This is a genomic window from Cryocola sp. 340MFSha3.1, from assembly GCF_000383315.1.
In the GTDB taxonomy this organism is placed as follows: Bacteria; Actinomycetota; Actinomycetes; order Actinomycetales; family Microbacteriaceae; genus Leifsonia.
Window position 1 is genome coordinate 2,139,921 of the sequence record NZ_KB911087.1, and the last position, 13,875, is coordinate 2,153,795.

A 13,875-nucleotide genomic window follows, 5' to 3' on the forward strand; every position below is an offset into this window, starting at 1 on the left:
GAGTCGTCACCGAGAAGGAGTTCGCATTGAGCCCAGATAGCCGCCTGCTCGCAGGCCGATATCAGGTGGGCGAACTCATCGGCCGGGGCGGTATGTCGGACGTCCATCGCGGCACCGACACCCGCCTGGGCCGCACCGTGGCCATCAAGCTGCTCAAGCCGTCCCTCGCGACCGACCCGGCGTTCCGCACCCGGTTCCGGCAGGAGGCGCAGGCCGCCGCCCGCATGACGCACCCCACGATCGTCCGCGTCTTCGACGCCGGAGAAGAGACGGTGCGCGAGCCGAACGGCCACGAGGCGCAGCTGCCCTTCATCGTGATGGAGTACGTCGACGGCGTCCTCCTCAAAGACCTGATCAAGAAGGGCCCGCTGGAGCGCGCGGAGGCCGTGCGCATCACCGAGGGCATCCTCACCGCGCTCGAGTACTCGCATCGCGCCGGCGTCGTGCACCGCGACATCAAGCCGGGCAACGTGATGATCACGAAGGCCGGCCAGGTGAAGGTGATGGACTTCGGCATCGCCCGGGCCATCAGCGACTCCTCGGCGACCGTGGCGCAGACCACCGCGGTGCTGGGCACCGCCAGCTACTTCTCCCCGGAGCAGGCCAAGGGCGAGTCCGTCGACGCGCGCACCGACCTCTACTCGACCGGTGTCGTGCTGTTCGAGATGCTCACTGGGCGTCCGCCGTTCCGCGGCGACACCCCGGTGGCGATCGCGTACCAGCACGTCAGCGAGACCGCCGTCCCCCCGAGCACCATCAACCCCAAGGTGTCGCCGGCGATGGATGTCGTCGTCGCCCGCGCGATGACGAAGGACCGCTTCGAGCGCTACCAGACGGTGGCGGAGTTCCGAGCCGACCTCGAAGAGGCCGCCGCGGGTCGCATCCCGAAGCGCAAGCACGAGGACGAGCTGGCCGAGACCCTGTTCGGCGCTCCGCCGAGCGCCGTCTCCGGTCCGGAGGCCGCCTTCCGTCAGCTGGCCGAAGACCAGACCATGACGCGCACCCAGCGTCGCCCACCCGTGATCTGGATCTGGGCCGGCATCGCGATCATGGCGGTCGTCATCGTGGCCGTGCTCGCCTGGGTGCTGCGTCTCGCACCGAGCACGACCATGCCGGACTCGTCGCACAAGGTGCCGAACCTGTCGGGCCAGACGCTCGACAAGGCCACCGCGCAGCTCGACGAGATGAAGCTGAAGTGGGCGCAGGTCACCGAGGCGAGCCCCACCTACGCCGAGGGCCAGGTGATCCGGACGGATCCGGGTGCCGGCATCGTGGTGGCGTCGGGCGACACCATCACGCTCTATGTCTCGACCGGTAAGAAGACCGTCACGGTCCCGGATGTCCACAACATGACCGTGGATGCTGCAACGCAGGCGCTGCAGCAGGCCGGTCTCACCGTCGGTCCGACGACCTCGGAGAACTCTGCCAGCGTGCCTGCAAACGTGGTGATCAAGACGGATCCCGCCGCCAACACCTCGGCGCACGAAGGCGACGCGATCGGGCTCCACGTGTCGAGCGGCAAGGTGACGCTGACCGATCTGACCGGTCAGACCATCCAGGCCGCCACGGGGATCCTGTCGCAGCTCGGACTGACCGGTAATCCAAAGCCGGATCCCAGCTGCCCGCAGGACAAGGGCGCGACGATGGTGCACACACAGTCGGTCGCTCCGGGCGACGTGCCGCAAGGGACCACGGTCGACCTGACGTACTGCTCGGGCTGAGTCCGAGCGGCCGGCGGGGTTCGCTTTTGCGTCCCCGCCTGCGTCAGCCCAGCTTGACGAGCGGGTTGAGGGCGCGGGATGCCTCTGCGGCGCCCGCCAGACCAGCGACCTCGAGCCAGTTGCCGAGCATCCGGTAGCCGCCCTCGGTGAGCACCGACTCGGGGTGGAACTGGACGCCGTAGATCGGCGCATCCGCGTGCTGCAGGGCCATGATCACGCCGCCGGCGGTGCGCGCGGTCACGTGGAGGTCCTCGGGGAGCGTCCCGTCGACGACCGCCAGCGAGTGGTACCGCGTGGCCGTGAACGGCTGAGCGACACCGTCGAACAGGGCACTGTCGTCGTGGGTGACCTGCGAGGTCTTGCCGTGCATGAGTTCTTCGGCGTTGGTGACCACGCCGCCGAACGCCTCCGCGATGGCCTGGTGACCGAGGCACACCCCGAGCAGCGGCTGACCGGTGCGGAGCGCCTGCTCGACGACCGGGATGGAGACTCCCGCGTCGGCCGGCTTGCCCGGGCCGGGTGAGACGAGCACGGCGTCGTACTCGGCCAGCTTCGCCGGAAGGTCGGCCACGGCGACGTCGTCGTTGCGCACGACGTCGGTCTCCGCGCCGAGTTCGCGCAGGTAGCCGTTCAGCGTGTAGACGAAGCTGTCGTAGTTGTCGATGACGAGTACGCGAGTCACGGGCCCACGGTACCTTCCTGCGGCCCGAGGAGCGAATCCACCCAGGGGAATACCCAGGTCACCAGAGCGAACAGCACCACGGCCACGAGAACGAGCAGCAGGATGATGCGCAGCCAGACCGGACCGGGGAGCACGCGCCACAGAGCTCCGTACATGTCAGCCTCCCTGCCCGACCGCTGCGGCGATCTCGCTCGGAACGTCCTGCGGCGGCGCGAACGACTGGAAGACGTTGTAGGCGATGAGCCGCTCCCCCGCGTGGAACGGCGGATTGCAGGTCGTGATGGTCATGAGCCGCTCGGTCGGGGTGGCCTGCGGCTGACGGGGCACGGGCAGCAGGACCTGCACGGCCGAGGGCTGCACGTACTCGAAGTTGCGGAAGGTGTAGGTGTACCAGCCGTCGGCGGTCTGCACGTAGATCCGGTCGCCGATCCGCAGCTTGGAGAGATCGATGAAGGTGTTGCCCCATCCCGAGTCGTGGCCGGCGACGGCGAAGTTGCCGACCTGACCGGGCAGCTGCGTGTCGATGTAGTGGCCGACCCCCGCGGTGTAGCTGTTGAGCACGCGCTCGACATCGACGGTCTGACGGATGGTGCGCTTCCAGTCCGGGCCGAGGCGCGGAACATAGATGACGGCGAACGGCTGATACGGAGCGGGCTTCGCCATCACGGGCGGATCGACCTGAGCGGTCGAGGTGTCTGGCGTGGGCTTCGGCGCCTTCACTGCGTCGTCGATCCACTTCTGGCTCTGCTGGGCGGCGGCGTTCGTCTGCTGGCCGGCCAGCACGAGGTTGTTCCACCAGATCTGCCAGCCGAGGAACAGAAGGACCAGGACTCCCGCCGTGATCAGCAGCTCGCCGAGGACGCCGAGCACCGTCGGGCGGCGATGCGGCCGTCCGGCGCGGGTTTCCCTCGAAGTCACGTCGCTGATTCTAGGGATGCTCGCTGAGAATCGTCACGGTTGTCCACAGGCCCTCCCCCGGACGGGGGGATCAGCGTCCTCCGGAGCTTCCCCGCTACACTGTGGTGCTATGGCACGCAGCAAGTCCAAGACCAGAACCGAGCGCCCCGTCCGCGCCGAGCGCAGCGCCGCGGCATCCGGCGAAGAGGCTCCGAACCCCGTCTGGTTCAAGCCGGTCATGTTCGGCTTCATGCTGCTGGGCCTGATCTGGATCATCGTCTTCTACGTCAGCCAGAACCAGTACCCCATCCCCGCGCTCGGCGCGTGGAACATCCTCGTCGGCTTCGGCATCGCGTTCATCGGCTTCCTGATGACCACACGCTGGCGGTAGCCGGCGACTCTCCGTGTCTTTTCGGGCCCGGGACGGCGTCAGCCGCCCCGGGCTTCGTGTTTTCCACAGTTGTCCACAGGCCCCCTGTGAACAGTTGCCGCGCGTTCCGCGCTGATTTCCCCAGTGTTAATAAGCCTGTGGAGAGTTACAGGCGTGTAATTCCTCACAGTGTTAATAAGCCTGTGGATAACTTATCCACGCCGTGTGGGGAACTACACGAAGAAGTGGATGAGGCTCACGGCGACGAAGATGAGGCACAGCAACACGAGGAGCGGCAACTGCCAGCGTCGCCGCTGCGGCTGCCGGGTCTCCACATAGATGAGGCCGACCAGGACGCCGCCGATCAGTCCGCCGACGTGCGCCTGCCAGGCGATGTTGAACCCAGGGAGGAATCCGATACCGAGGTTGATCGCCAGCAGCACGAGCATCTGCGTCGCGCTCCCGCCCAGACGGCGCTGGATGATGAAGAAGGCGCCGAACAGACCGAAGATGGCGCCGGACGCTCCGAGAACGGGCTGGACCGGCGATGCGAGCAGCAGCACGCCGAGAGATCCGGCGAACCCGCTGATCAGGAAGAGTGCGAGGTAACGCGCACGACCGAGCAGGGGTTCGAGCGCCATCCCGAAGATGAACAGCGTGTACATGTTCAGGGCGATGTGGATGATGTTGGCGTGCGCGAACACGCTGGTGAACATCCGCCACGGCTCGAAGGCCACACCGAACGTCCCGCTCGGGTACGAGTAAGCCCCCGCGTACACCAGGGCCGAGTTGACCGGGAGGTTGAGCAGCGATCCCAGGGTCTGGACGATGAAGACGAGCGCGCAGACAGCGATGATCGCGTACGTAACGACCGGTGCGCCGGAGCCGGTGAGCCGCGTCACCCACGCCGGCTTCGTTCGGGGGTGGGTGGCACGCTGCTGCGCCATGCACTCCGGGCAGACGACCCCGACCGCAGCCGGGGTCTGGCACTCAGGGCAGATCGTCCGGCCGCACCTCTGGCAGAGCACATAGCTCTGCCGATCGGGATGCCGGTAGCAGTAGTTCGCGCGTGCGTCGACGGGCTGAGTCATGTGTCCTGCTCGCCCGTCCTTCCTCAGACCTGCTCGATGTCGATGGACTCGATGACGACGTCGTCCAGCGGCCGGTCGCGAGCATCCGTCGGGACCTCGGCCAGCTTGTCGACGATCTTGCGCGACGCGTCGTCGGCGACCTCGCCGAAGATGGTGTGCTTGCCCTGCAGCCAGGTGGTCGGCGCGACGGTGATGAAGAACTGCGAGCCGTTGGTGCCCCTGCCGCCCTGGATGCCGGCGTTCGCCATGGCCAAGATGTACGGCTGCGTGAAGTCGAGATCGGGGCTGATCTCGTCGTCGAACTGGTAGCCCGGTCCGCCGACGCCCTGTCCGAGCGGGTCGCCGCCCTGGATCATGAAGCCCGGGATGATGCGGTGGAAGACCACGCCGTCGTAGAGAGGAGTCTTCGACTTCTCGCCCGTGGCGGGGTGCGTCCACTCGATCTCGCCCGTCGCCAGCCCGACGAAGTTCCGCACCGTCTTCGGCGCGTGGTTGCCGAAGAGGTTGACCTTGATGTCTCCGTAGTTAGTGTGGAGCGTGGCGACAGCGGTGTGCTTAGACATGGCATCAATTCTTGCACAGCGCGTATAGCTGACTTGGGCGGGCTCGAGACCTCTCGGGCCATCCCCAGCCCTTTCGGTGGCAAGATGGAGTCAGTCGCCACCCCGACCAACGGAGGAACAGATGAGCCTGACACGGAAGCGCAAGAAGGAGCTCAAGCGACTGCGCAGCGGAGCCGAGGACCTGTGGACTCAGCAGCAGGAGGTATTGGCCACCGCCAACGCCCTCGCTGCCGAGGCGCGCAAGCAGGCGGCCTACTACACGCGTGAGGAGATCGCGCCGCGCGTCCGTGACGGCTATGACCAGTACGTGCGCCCCGCGGCTCAGACCGCGAAGGAGACGGCGAGCCACTACGCGGGCCAGGCACGTCAGCGCGTCGTGACGGACGTCATCCCCGCTGTGGGCACGGCGGTCGGCACTGCGCTCTCGGTGGTCGACCACGCGCGCGCTGCTCGTGCGGCCGCCTTCGCCGGCGACTTCAAGAAGGCGGGCAAGGAGCTCTCGAAGAAGCCGAAGGCTCCCGCGAAGAAGTCCGGCCCCGGCGCCGGTGGTGTGATCGCGATCGGTCTCGGCATCGTGGCCGCCGTCGGCCTCCTCTACGCCGTGTGGCAGACCTTCCGCGCCGACGACGAGCTGTGGGTCGCCGACGAGGAGCCCACGACCCCGACGACGCCCGCGGCCACCGACACGGCGCAGCAATAGGGTCCGATCCCGCGATCAGGGTCTGTTCGGGGGTTACCCCGATGGTGCGGCGTGCGCGCCGCTGCGAGTCTGGGATGCATGAGCACTTTGATGCGTCCCCGTGATGGCCGTGTGATCGCCGGCGTGTGCGCCGGCTTGGCGAACCGGTTCGGCCTCCGGCCGTGGACCGTCCGCGTCCTATTCCTGCTGTCGTGCCTGCTTCCCGGTCCGCAGTTCATCGCTTACCTGGTGATGTGGATCGTCATCCCCGGCGAGCAGGGACGCGGCGCCGCGACGGTCTAGCGACGGCCGGTCAGTCCCGCCATCTCGAGTGCCGTGTCGACGAGCTCGACGCGCCGACTCGGGATGCGGTCGAGTGGAAACCACGCCGCCTCGTCGGTGGTGCCGTCGAGTTCGTTGGTGAGCGATCCGCCGACGACCTGCGCGCGGTAGACGATCCGCAGGGCGTGCAGCGGCCCCGCATCCGGTACGAACCGATGCTCGGCCGGAATCACCTTCGAGTCGATCCCCAGCAGGTCGCCGGCTTCGGCGGCATAGCCGGTCTCCTCCGCGATCTCGCGGACCACCGCATCCACCGGGTCCTCTCCCGGGTCGATGCCGCCGCCCGGCAGGGTCCAGCCCGAGCGGCCACCCTCGTTCCAGTGCGCGAGCAGGATGCGGTCGCCGTCGACGATGACGCCATATGCAGCCACTCTGATATCCATCGAACCAACGTACTGCCATTGTCGGTGGTCGAGGGCAGACTAGGGGTGATGCCCGAACTGCCGGAAGTCACCGCCCTCGCCGCCGACCTCGATGGCCGGCTGGAACCGCGTGTCATCGACCGGTTGAGCATCGTCGCCTTCTCCGCACTGAAGACCTTCGATCCTCCGGCCGACGCTTTGCACGGCTTGACGATCACGGGAGTGAGCCGTCACGGCAAGTTCCTCGACATCGCCGCAGGAGAGCTCCACATCGTCGTGCACCTCGCGCGCGCCGGCTGGATCCGTTGGCGCGACTCCCCTCCGCCACCGCCCAACGGGCGCCTGGGCAAGGGCCCTCTCGCTGCCCGACTCGTTCTGGACGACGGTTCCGGACTCGACATCACCGAGGCCGGAACGAAGAAGAGCCTCGCCATCTACGTCGTGCGCGATCCGGCCGAGGTGCCCGGCATCCAGCGCCTCGGACCCGACCCGCTCGACCCGTCGTTCACCGAGGAGGCGTTCGCAGGCATCCTCGCCGGGCAGGGGCGCGCGCAGATCAAGGGCGTGCTCCGCAATCAATCGCTCATCGCGGGGATCGGGAACGCCTACTCCGACGAGATCCTCCACGTCGCCAAGATGTCGCCATACAAGCCGGCCAACATGGCGGCCGACGACATCGCCCGCCTGTACGAGGCCATGCAGTCGACGCTGCGGGAGGCTCTCGCCCGAGCGGACGGACTCGCCGCCTCAGAGTTGAAGAGCGAGAAGAAGTCGAACCTCCGCGTCCACGGGCGCACCGGTCAGCCGTGCCCTGTGTGCGGCGGCACCATCCGGCAGGTCATCTTCCACGACTCGACCTTCCAGTACTGCCCCACGTGCCAGACCGGCGGCAAGCCGCTGGCCGATCGTGTGCTCTCCCGGCTCCTGAAGTAGTCCGGTTCAGCAGGCGCACTCGAACCCGGGAGGCGCGGTGAGCGGGTCGACCGACCGCTCGATCGGCCCGGAGTCATCCACGGTCGGGAGTCCCTCTCGCGCCCAGTACTCGTAGCCGCCGATCATCTCCCGCACCTCGTAGCCCAACCGGCTGAACGCGAGGGCCGCGCGCGTCGAGCCGTTGCATCCCGGGCCCCAGCAGTAGACGACGACGGGCATGTCCAGGGGAATCGACCCCGGCGCCCGACGTTCGATCTCCGCGGTCGGGAGGTGAACGGCTCCCGCCACGCGTCCGTGACTCCATGCGGCGGCGGCCCTGCTGTCGATGAGGACGAAGCGCTCGCCACGCTCGAACGCGGCGTGCACGTCGGACGGATCGGTCTCGAAGCGGAGCTTCGCGGCGAAGTGTTGGATGGCGTCTTCGGTCATTGTCGTCATGCCACGAGACTAGGAAAACCCGGCGGCCGGCTGAAGGACCGATCCACGGCCTTCAGCCGCTTCGACCGTCGATCTCATGGCAGAATCACGCCATGACCGTCACTTCCACGTTCGCCGTCGACAGCACCGACCGGAGCATCCTGGCGGAGCTGCAACGCGACGGCCGGTAGTCGATCGCCGAGCTGGCCCGCACCGTCCACATGTCGAACAGCGCGGTGGCCGAACGCGTGCGGCGGCTGGAGGAGGCCGGCGTGATCACGGGCTATCGGGCAGTGATCGACCCCGAGCGGCTGGGCTACGGGATCCTCGCCTACCTGCGACTGCGCTACCCCAGCAGTCAGCACAAGCCGCTCCACGACCTGCTCGCCGAGATCCCTGAAGTCGTCGAGGCGCACCACGTCACCGGAGACGACTGCTTCATCCTCAAAGTGGTCGCAACCTCCATGCGACACCTGGAGCAGATCAGCGGTCGCGTCGGAACACTGGGAAGCGTCACAACGAGCGTCTCGTACTCGAGCCCGTTCCCGACGCGGACGATCGTCCCGCCGCAGCCGTGAACCACGGCAGACCCGTAAGGGTGGAGCCTAGGAGATTCGAACTCCTGACATCCTGCTTGCAAAGCAGGCGCTCTACCAACTGAGCTAAGGCCCCGTATGAGGTGATGGTGGGGATACGAGGACTTGAACCTCGGACCTCTTCGTTATCAGCGAAGCGCTCTAACCGCCTGAGCTATATCCCCGAATGGGCAGATACGAGACTACCCGATCTGCCCGACCATTGCGAAATCGGTCAGTTGTTGGTGAAACCGACCAGCAGACCGCCGGTGATCTTCACCGAAAGGTTGTAGAGCAGCGCGAACACGGCACCCAGAGCGGTCACCACGACGATGTCGAGGATGGCGACGATGAGCGAGAAGCCCATCACCTGACCGAGCCCCAGGATCGAGCGGAGGTCGCTGCCGCCGGCACCCGAGATGTCCTTGAACAGGCTGTTCACCTGGTCGAAGATGCCGGTGCGGTCGAGCACGGTCCAGATCAGGAACGTGCCGACGATGGCGATGATCGCGAGGCAGATCCCGGCGAGGAACGACAGCTTCACGGTCGACCAGAAGTCGATGTACACCAGCTTCAGCCGCACCTGCTTGGCGGATGCGGGTCGGCGGGACGACTTCTTGGCCAACTTCTCGGCGACGCTACTGCTCATCTACGGTTTCATCCTTCCCGACGGCCTCGGCATCCTCCGCGGGAAGGGAGGATTCGAGATCACGTTCGGTGTTCTTCGCCAGAGCGATGATCTTGTCGGACTCGGCGAAACGTGCAAAGACGACACCCATGGTGTCGCGGCCCTTGGCTGGTACCTCGGCCACGGCAGAGCGTACCACCTTGCCGCTGGCAAGAACCACAAGGACCTCGTCGTCTTCGCCGACGATCAGTGCGCCCACCAGGTCTCCCCGGTCGTCGTTGAGTTTGGCCACCTTGATGCCCAGACCACCGCGGTTCTGCAGGCGGTACTGGTCCGCAGCGGTGCGCTTCGCGTACCCGCCCTCGGTGACGACGAAGACGTAGCCCTCGTCGGAGACCACCGAGGCGTCGAGCAGCCGGTCGTCGCCGCGGAAATGCATTCCGATGACACCGGAGGTCGACCGACCCATCGGACGGAGCGCCTCGTCGGACGCCGTGAAGCGGATGGACATGCCCTTGCGGGAGACCAGGAGCAGATCGGAGTCCTCTTCGACCAGCAGCGCGGAGACGAGCTCGTCGTCCTCACGCAGCTTGATCGCGATGATCCCGCCCGTACGGTTGGTGTCGTACTCCTCGAGCGCCGTCTTCTTGATCAGGCCGTCGCGCGTGGCGAGCACGAGGTACTTGGCCGCCTGATAGTCGCGGATGTCGAGGATCTCGGCGATCTCCTCATCCGGCTGCATGGCGAGCAGGTTGGCGACGTGCTGACCCTTGGCGTCGCGGCCGGCCTCCTGCACCTCGTAGGCCTTGGCGCGGTAGACGCGTCCCTTGTTCGTGAAGAAGAGGAGCCAGTGGTGCGTCGTCGTCACGAAGAAGTGGTCGACGACGTCCTCGCCGCGCAGCTGCGCGCCCTTCACGCCCTTCCCACCGCGGTGCTGGCTGCGGTAGTTGTCGCTGCGCGTCCGCTTGATGTACCCGCCGCGCGTGACGGTGACCACCATCTCCTCTTCGGGGATGAGGTCCTCGACGCTCATGTCGCCGTCGTAGCCGAACATGATCTCGGTGCGGCGGTCGTCGCCGAAGCGGTCGACGATCTCGGTGAGCTCCTCGCTCACGATCGAGCGCTGGCGCATCGGGTCGTCGAGGATGGCGTGGAACTCGGCGATCTGCTTCTCGATCGCGTCCGCCTCGTCCACGATCTTCTGCCGTTCGAGGGCGGCCAGGCGGCGGAGCTGCATGGCGAGGATCGCATCCGCCTGCACGTCGTCGACGTCGAGAAGGGTCTTCAGCCCTTCACGCGCGTCGTCGACCGTCGGCGAGCGACGGATGAGCGCGATGACCTCGTCGAGCGCATCCAGCGCCTTGAGGTAGCCGCGCAGGATGTGGGCGCGCTCCTCCGCCTTCCGCAGACGGAAGCGCGTGCGCCGGACGATGACCTCGATCTGGTGGTCCACCCACGCCGTGATGAATCCGTCGAGCGCCAGAGTGCGCGGCACGTTGTCGACGATCGCGAGCATGTTCGCGCCGAAGTTCTCCTGCAGCTGCGTGTGCTTGTACAGGTTGTTCAGCACGACCTTGGCCACGGCGTCGCGCTTCAGCACGATCACGAGACGCTGGCCAGTGCGGCCGGAGGTCTCGTCGCGGATGTCGGCGATGCCGCCGATCCGACCCTCCTTCACGAGGTCCGCGATCTTGATCGCGAGGTTGTCCGGGTTCACCTGGTACGGCAGCTCGGTGACCACGAGGCAGACCCGACCCTGGATCTCCTCGATCGTGACGACGGCGCGCATCGTGATCGAGCCACGTCCGGTGCGGTAGGCGTCGTGGATGCCCTTGACGCCGAGGATCTGCGCGCCGGTCGGGAAGTCCGGTCCCTTGATCCGCTTGATGAGCTCCTCGAGCAGCTCCTCACGGGAGGCCTCGGGATGCTGCAGGTGCCACAGAGCACCGTCGGCCACCTCGCGCAGGTTGTGCGGCGGGATGTTGGTGGCCATGCCGACCGCGATGCCGACGGAGCCGTTGACGAGCAGGTTCGGGAACCGGCTCGGCAGGACCGCCGGCTCCTGGGTGCGCCCGTCGTAGTTGTCCTGGAAGTCGACGGTCTCCTCGTCGATGTCCCGCACCATCTCGAGCGCGAGCGGGGCCATCTTCGTCTCGGTGTACCGCGGGGCCGCGGCGCCGTCGTTGCCCGGCGAGCCGAAGTTGCCCTGGCCGAGGGCCAGCGGGTAGCGCAGGCTCCACGGCTGGACCAGACGGACCAGCGCGTCGTAGATCGCCGAGTCGCCGTGCGGGTGGAACTGTCCCATCACGTCGCCGACGACGCGCGCGCACTTGGAGAACGCCTTGTCCGGGCGGTAGCCGCCGTCGAACATCGCGTAGATCACGCGGCGGTGCACCGGCTTCAGCCCGTCGCGCACCTCGGGCAGTGCACGCCCGATGATGACCGACATGGCGTAGTCGAGGTACGACCGCTGCATCTCCGACTGCAGGTCGACCTGGTCGATCCTGCCGTGGATGCCGAAGCCGGCCCCGCTCTCGCCCGACACGTTCTCTTCGTCCGTCACAGTCTTCTCTCCCTCGCGATCCCTCGTCGTTCACCCATGCCGGAGCATCAGATGTCGAGGAACCGCACGTCCTTGGCGTTCTTCTGGATGAACGAGCGGCGCGACTCGACGTCCTCGCCCATCAGCGTGGCGAAGATCTCGTCCGCGGCGGCCGCGTCGTCGAGCGTGACCTGGAGCAGCGTCCGGGTCTCCGGGTTCATCGTGGTCTCCCACAGCTCCTGGTAGTCCATCTCGCCGAGACCCTTGTAGCGCTGCACACCGTTGTCCTTCGGGATGCGCTTGCCCGCCGCGAGCCCCTCGGCCAGGAACGCGTCGCGCTCGCGGTCGGAGTACACGTACTCGTGCTCGGCGTTGGACCACTTGAGCCGGTAGAGCGGCGGCTGCGCCAGGTAGACGTAGCCGAGCTCGATCATCGGCCGCATGTAGCGGAACAACAGGGTGAGGAGCAGGGTGGTGATGTGCTGGCCGTCGACATCGGCGTCGGCCATGAGCACGATCTTGTGGTACCGCGCCTTCTCCGGGTCGAAGTCCTCGCCGATGCCGGCGCCGAACGCCGTGATCATCGCCTGCACCTCGTTGTTGCCGAGGGCGCGGTCGAGCCGCGCCTTCTCGACGTTGAGGATCTTGCCGCGCAGCGGCAGGATCGCCTGCGTCTCCGGGTTGCGACCCTGCACCGCCGAGCCGCCGGCCGAGTCACCCTCGACGATGAAGATCTCCGAGATCGTCGGGTCCTTCGACTGGCAGTCCTTCAGCTTGCCCGGCATCCCGCCGCTCTCCAGCAGGCCCTTGCGGCGCGCGGTCTCGCGCGCCTTGCGGGCGGCGAGGCGCGCGGTCGCGGCCTGGAGCGCCTTGCGGATGATGTCCCGCGCCTGATTCGGGTTGCGGTCGAACCAGTCGCCGAGCTGATCGCCGACGACCTTCTGCACGAAGGCCTTGGCCTCGGTGTTGCCGAGCTTCGTCTTGGTCTGGCCCTCGAACTGCGGCTCGGAGAGCTTCACGGAGATGACAGCTGTCAGACCCTCGCGCACGTCGTCGCCCGAGAGGTTGTCATCCTTGTCCTTGAGGATGCCCTTCTCGCGCGCATACCGGTTGACCAGCGTGGTCAGGGCAGCGCGGAAGCCCTCCTCGTGCGTGCCGCCCTCGTGCGTGTTGATCGTGTTCGCGTAGGTGAACACGCTCTCGTTGTAGCTGGTCGTCCACTGCATGGCGACCTCGAGAGCGATCTTGCGGTCGGTGTCCTCCGACTCGAACGAGATGATCTCGTCGTGGACGACCTCCACCTTCTTCGCGGAGTTCAGGTACTGGACGTAGTCCATCAGACCGCGCTCGTAGAGGAAGACCTCGTGACGCGGAGTGTGCTCCTCGTCGACCTCGCCCTCGACGTGCTCGATCTCGGGCGCGCGCTCGTCGGTGATCGCGATGCGCAGTCCCTTGTTCAGGAAGGCCATCTGCTGGAACCGCGTGCGCAGCGTCTCGTAGTCGAACACGATCGTCTCGAACGTCTCGGCACTCGGCCAGAACGTGATGATCGTTCCGGTGCGGTCCGACGCCTCGCCCTTCTCGAGCGGAGCCTGCGGGACACCGTTGCGGTAGCTCTGCCGCCACACGTGACCCTGTCGGTGCACCTCGACGTCGAGGCGGCTGGAGAGCGCGTTCACGACCGAGCTGCCGACGCCGTGGAGTCCGCCCGACACCGCATACCCGCCGCCGCCGAACTTTCCGCCGGCGTGCAGGATGGTGAGGACGACCTCCACCGTGGACTTCTTCTCGACCGGGTGCTCATCGACCGGGATGCCACGACCGTTGTCGTCGACGCGCACAGCGCCATCCGGGAGGATCGTCACCTCGATGTTGTCCGCGTGACCAGCGAGGGCCTCGTCGACCGAGTTGTCCACGATCTCGTAGACCAGGTGGTGAAGACCGCGGGGACCGGTGGAACCGATGTACATCCCGGGTCGTTTGCGGACGGCTTCGAGACCCTCGAGGACCTGGATCTCATTCGCGCCGTATTCGTGTTCCGTCCCGGCCGCGTTCGGTTCCATCGTCATATGA

17 protein-coding genes and 2 tRNA genes are annotated in these 13,875 nt (G+C 66.8%); 6 read left to right on the forward strand and 13 right to left on the reverse strand.

Annotation, left to right across the window (positions count from 1 at the left end; translation table 11 throughout):
- Positions 1-26 precede the first annotated feature (26 nt).
- The gene (pknB, locus tag H284_RS0110290) at positions 27-1,721 is read left to right on the forward strand and encodes a Stk1 family PASTA domain-containing Ser/Thr kinase (RefSeq protein WP_196802828.1); all 1,695 of its coding nucleotides are present in this window, start codon (positions 27-29) and stop codon (positions 1,719-1,721) included.
- A gap of 43 nt (positions 1,722-1,764) precedes the next feature.
- Here the strand turns inward: pknB and H284_RS0110295 are convergent, their stop codons facing one another.
- Genes H284_RS0110295 through H284_RS0110305 form a run of 3 tightly spaced genes read right to left on the reverse strand, consistent with a single transcriptional unit; the run spans position 1,765 to position 3,321 of the window.
- Positions 1,765-2,403, reverse strand: a complete 639-nt coding sequence (locus H284_RS0110295) for an anthranilate synthase component II (protein WP_020076170.1) — start codon at positions 2,401-2,403, stop codon at positions 1,765-1,767.
- A complete protein-coding gene (locus tag H284_RS21045; protein ID WP_018189050.1) occupies positions 2,400-2,558 on the reverse strand; it encodes a hypothetical protein in 159 nt (52 codons plus the stop codon). The genes H284_RS0110295 and H284_RS21045 overlap by 4 nt, the downstream gene beginning before the upstream one ends.
- 1 nt (position 2,559) lies before the next feature.
- Positions 2,560-3,321 (reverse strand): class E sortase, encoded by a 762-nt coding sequence (locus tag H284_RS0110305; RefSeq protein ID WP_231371155.1) that lies wholly within the window; start codon positions 3,319-3,321, stop codon positions 2,560-2,562.
- A 109-nt stretch (positions 3,322-3,430) separates the two neighbouring features.
- Here H284_RS0110305 and H284_RS0110310 point away from each other — a divergent pair, with 109 nt between their 5' ends.
- Positions 3,431-3,691, forward strand: a complete 261-nt coding sequence (locus tag H284_RS0110310) for a cell division protein CrgA (protein ID WP_018189048.1) — start codon at positions 3,431-3,433, stop codon at positions 3,689-3,691.
- A gap of 212 nt (positions 3,692-3,903) precedes the next feature.
- Here the strand turns inward: H284_RS0110310 and H284_RS0110315 are convergent, their stop codons facing one another.
- Positions 3,904-4,761 carry a rhomboid family intramembrane serine protease gene (locus H284_RS0110315; RefSeq protein WP_029042899.1) on the reverse strand — a complete coding sequence of 286 codons (858 nt, stop codon included), beginning with the start codon at positions 4,759-4,761 and terminating at the stop codon, positions 3,904-3,906.
- Positions 4,762-4,784: 23 nt separating this feature from the next.
- The gene (locus H284_RS0110320; RefSeq protein WP_018189046.1) at positions 4,785-5,324 is read right to left on the reverse strand and encodes a peptidylprolyl isomerase; all 540 of its coding nucleotides are present in this window, start codon (positions 5,322-5,324) and stop codon (positions 4,785-4,787) included.
- A 121-nt stretch (positions 5,325-5,445) separates the two neighbouring features.
- Between H284_RS0110320 and H284_RS0110325 the strand changes: the two genes are divergently transcribed.
- Together H284_RS0110325 and H284_RS0110330 are read left to right on the forward strand one after the other, a co-directional pair.
- Positions 5,446-6,024, forward strand: a complete 579-nt coding sequence (locus tag H284_RS0110325; protein ID WP_020076172.1) for a hypothetical protein — start codon at positions 5,446-5,448, stop codon at positions 6,022-6,024.
- Positions 6,025-6,102: 78 nt separating this feature from the next.
- Positions 6,103-6,306 carry a PspC domain-containing protein gene (locus H284_RS0110330; RefSeq protein ID WP_029042900.1) on the forward strand — a complete coding sequence of 68 codons (204 nt, stop codon included), beginning with the start codon at positions 6,103-6,105 and terminating at the stop codon, positions 6,304-6,306.
- Here H284_RS0110330 and H284_RS0110335 read toward each other — a convergent pair.
- Complete coding sequence (locus H284_RS0110335; protein WP_029042901.1) at positions 6,303-6,728, reverse strand: NUDIX hydrolase; 426 nt, start codon at positions 6,726-6,728, stop codon at positions 6,303-6,305. The two genes, H284_RS0110330 and H284_RS0110335, sit on opposite strands and share 4 nt — an antisense overlap.
- A 48-nt stretch (positions 6,729-6,776) precedes the next feature.
- Here H284_RS0110335 and H284_RS0110340 point away from each other — a divergent pair, with 48 nt between their 5' ends.
- Entirely contained in the window at positions 6,777-7,640 is an 864-nt protein-coding gene (locus H284_RS0110340) for an Fpg/Nei family DNA glycosylase (RefSeq protein ID WP_020076174.1), read from the forward strand.
- A gap of 6 nt (positions 7,641-7,646) precedes the next feature.
- On the opposite strand, the gene H284_RS0110345 is transcribed toward H284_RS0110340, so the two are convergent.
- Positions 7,647-8,069 (reverse strand): rhodanese-like domain-containing protein, encoded by a 423-nt coding sequence (locus tag H284_RS0110345; RefSeq protein WP_020076175.1) that lies wholly within the window; start codon positions 8,067-8,069, stop codon positions 7,647-7,649.
- Between the two features lie 94 nt (positions 8,070-8,163).
- Positions 8,164-8,337 carry a hypothetical protein gene (locus H284_RS21170; RefSeq protein ID WP_020076176.1) on the reverse strand — a complete coding sequence of 58 codons (174 nt, stop codon included), beginning with the start codon at positions 8,335-8,337 and terminating at the stop codon, positions 8,164-8,166.
- Here H284_RS21170 and H284_RS20115 point away from each other — a divergent pair.
- A complete protein-coding gene (locus H284_RS20115; protein ID WP_231371156.1) occupies positions 8,279-8,635 on the forward strand; it encodes an Lrp/AsnC family transcriptional regulator in 357 nt (118 codons plus the stop codon). The two genes, H284_RS21170 and H284_RS20115, sit on opposite strands and share 59 nt — an antisense overlap.
- Positions 8,636-8,656: 21 nt before the next feature.
- On the opposite strand, the gene H284_RS0110355 is transcribed toward H284_RS20115, so the two are convergent.
- From H284_RS0110355 to gyrB, 5 genes are all read right to left on the reverse strand, one after another.
- Positions 8,657-8,729 (reverse strand) — tRNA-Ala (locus tag H284_RS0110355).
- Positions 8,730-8,740: 11 nt separating this feature from the next.
- Positions 8,741-8,817, reverse strand: a tRNA-Ile gene (locus H284_RS0110360).
- 50 nt (positions 8,818-8,867) lie between these two features.
- On the reverse strand, positions 8,868-9,281 hold the full coding sequence (locus H284_RS0110365) for a DUF3566 domain-containing protein (protein WP_018189039.1): 414 nt from the start codon (positions 9,279-9,281) through the stop codon (positions 8,868-8,870).
- Entirely contained in the window at positions 9,271-11,823 is a 2,553-nt protein-coding gene (gyrA, locus tag H284_RS0110370; RefSeq protein WP_018189038.1) for a DNA gyrase subunit A, read from the reverse strand. The genes H284_RS0110365 and gyrA overlap by 11 nt, the downstream gene beginning before the upstream one ends.
- 47 nt (positions 11,824-11,870) lie before the next feature.
- Positions 11,871-13,871, reverse strand: coding sequence for a DNA topoisomerase (ATP-hydrolyzing) subunit B (gene gyrB / locus H284_RS0110375; protein WP_018189037.1), 2,001 nt, complete (start codon positions 13,869-13,871; stop codon positions 11,871-11,873).
- Positions 13,872-13,875: the final 4 nt, after the last annotated feature.

What these genes read in the sequence shown, in the direction of transcription:
- H284_RS0110325 (WP_020076172.1), top strand. Translation starts at nt 5,446, where the DNA reads ATGAGCCTGACACGGAAGCGCAAGAAGGAGCTCAAGCGACTGCGCAGC.
- H284_RS0110340 (WP_020076174.1), top strand. Translation starts at nt 6,777, where the DNA reads ATGCCCGAACTGCCGGAAGTCACCGCCCTCGCCGCCGACCTCGATGGC.
- H284_RS0110335 (WP_029042901.1), bottom strand. Translation starts at nt 6,728, where the DNA reads ATGGATATCAGAGTGGCTGCATATGGCGTCATCGTCGACGGCGACCGC.
- H284_RS0110345 (WP_020076175.1), bottom strand. Translation starts at nt 8,069, where the DNA reads ATGACCGAAGACGCCATCCAACACTTCGCCGCGAAGCTCCGCTTCGAG.
- H284_RS21045 (WP_018189050.1), bottom strand. Translation starts at nt 2,558, where the DNA reads ATGTACGGAGCTCTGTGGCGCGTGCTCCCCGGTCCGGTCTGGCTGCGC.
- gyrB (WP_018189037.1), bottom strand. Translation starts at nt 13,871, where the DNA reads ATGACGATGGAACCGAACGCGGCCGGGACGGAACACGAATACGGCGCG.
- H284_RS0110320 (WP_018189046.1), bottom strand. Translation starts at nt 5,324, where the DNA reads ATGTCTAAGCACACCGCTGTCGCCACGCTCCACACTAACTACGGAGAC.
- H284_RS0110365 (WP_018189039.1), bottom strand. Translation starts at nt 9,281, where the DNA reads ATGAGCAGTAGCGTCGCCGAGAAGTTGGCCAAGAAGTCGTCCCGCCGA.
- H284_RS20115 (WP_231371156.1), top strand. Translation starts at nt 8,279, where the DNA reads ATGTCGAACAGCGCGGTGGCCGAACGCGTGCGGCGGCTGGAGGAGGCC.
- H284_RS0110315 (WP_029042899.1), bottom strand. Translation starts at nt 4,761, where the DNA reads ATGACTCAGCCCGTCGACGCACGCGCGAACTACTGCTACCGGCATCCC.
- H284_RS0110310 (WP_018189048.1), top strand. Translation starts at nt 3,431, where the DNA reads ATGGCACGCAGCAAGTCCAAGACCAGAACCGAGCGCCCCGTCCGCGCC.
- H284_RS0110330 (WP_029042900.1), top strand. Translation starts at nt 6,103, where the DNA reads ATGAGCACTTTGATGCGTCCCCGTGATGGCCGTGTGATCGCCGGCGTG.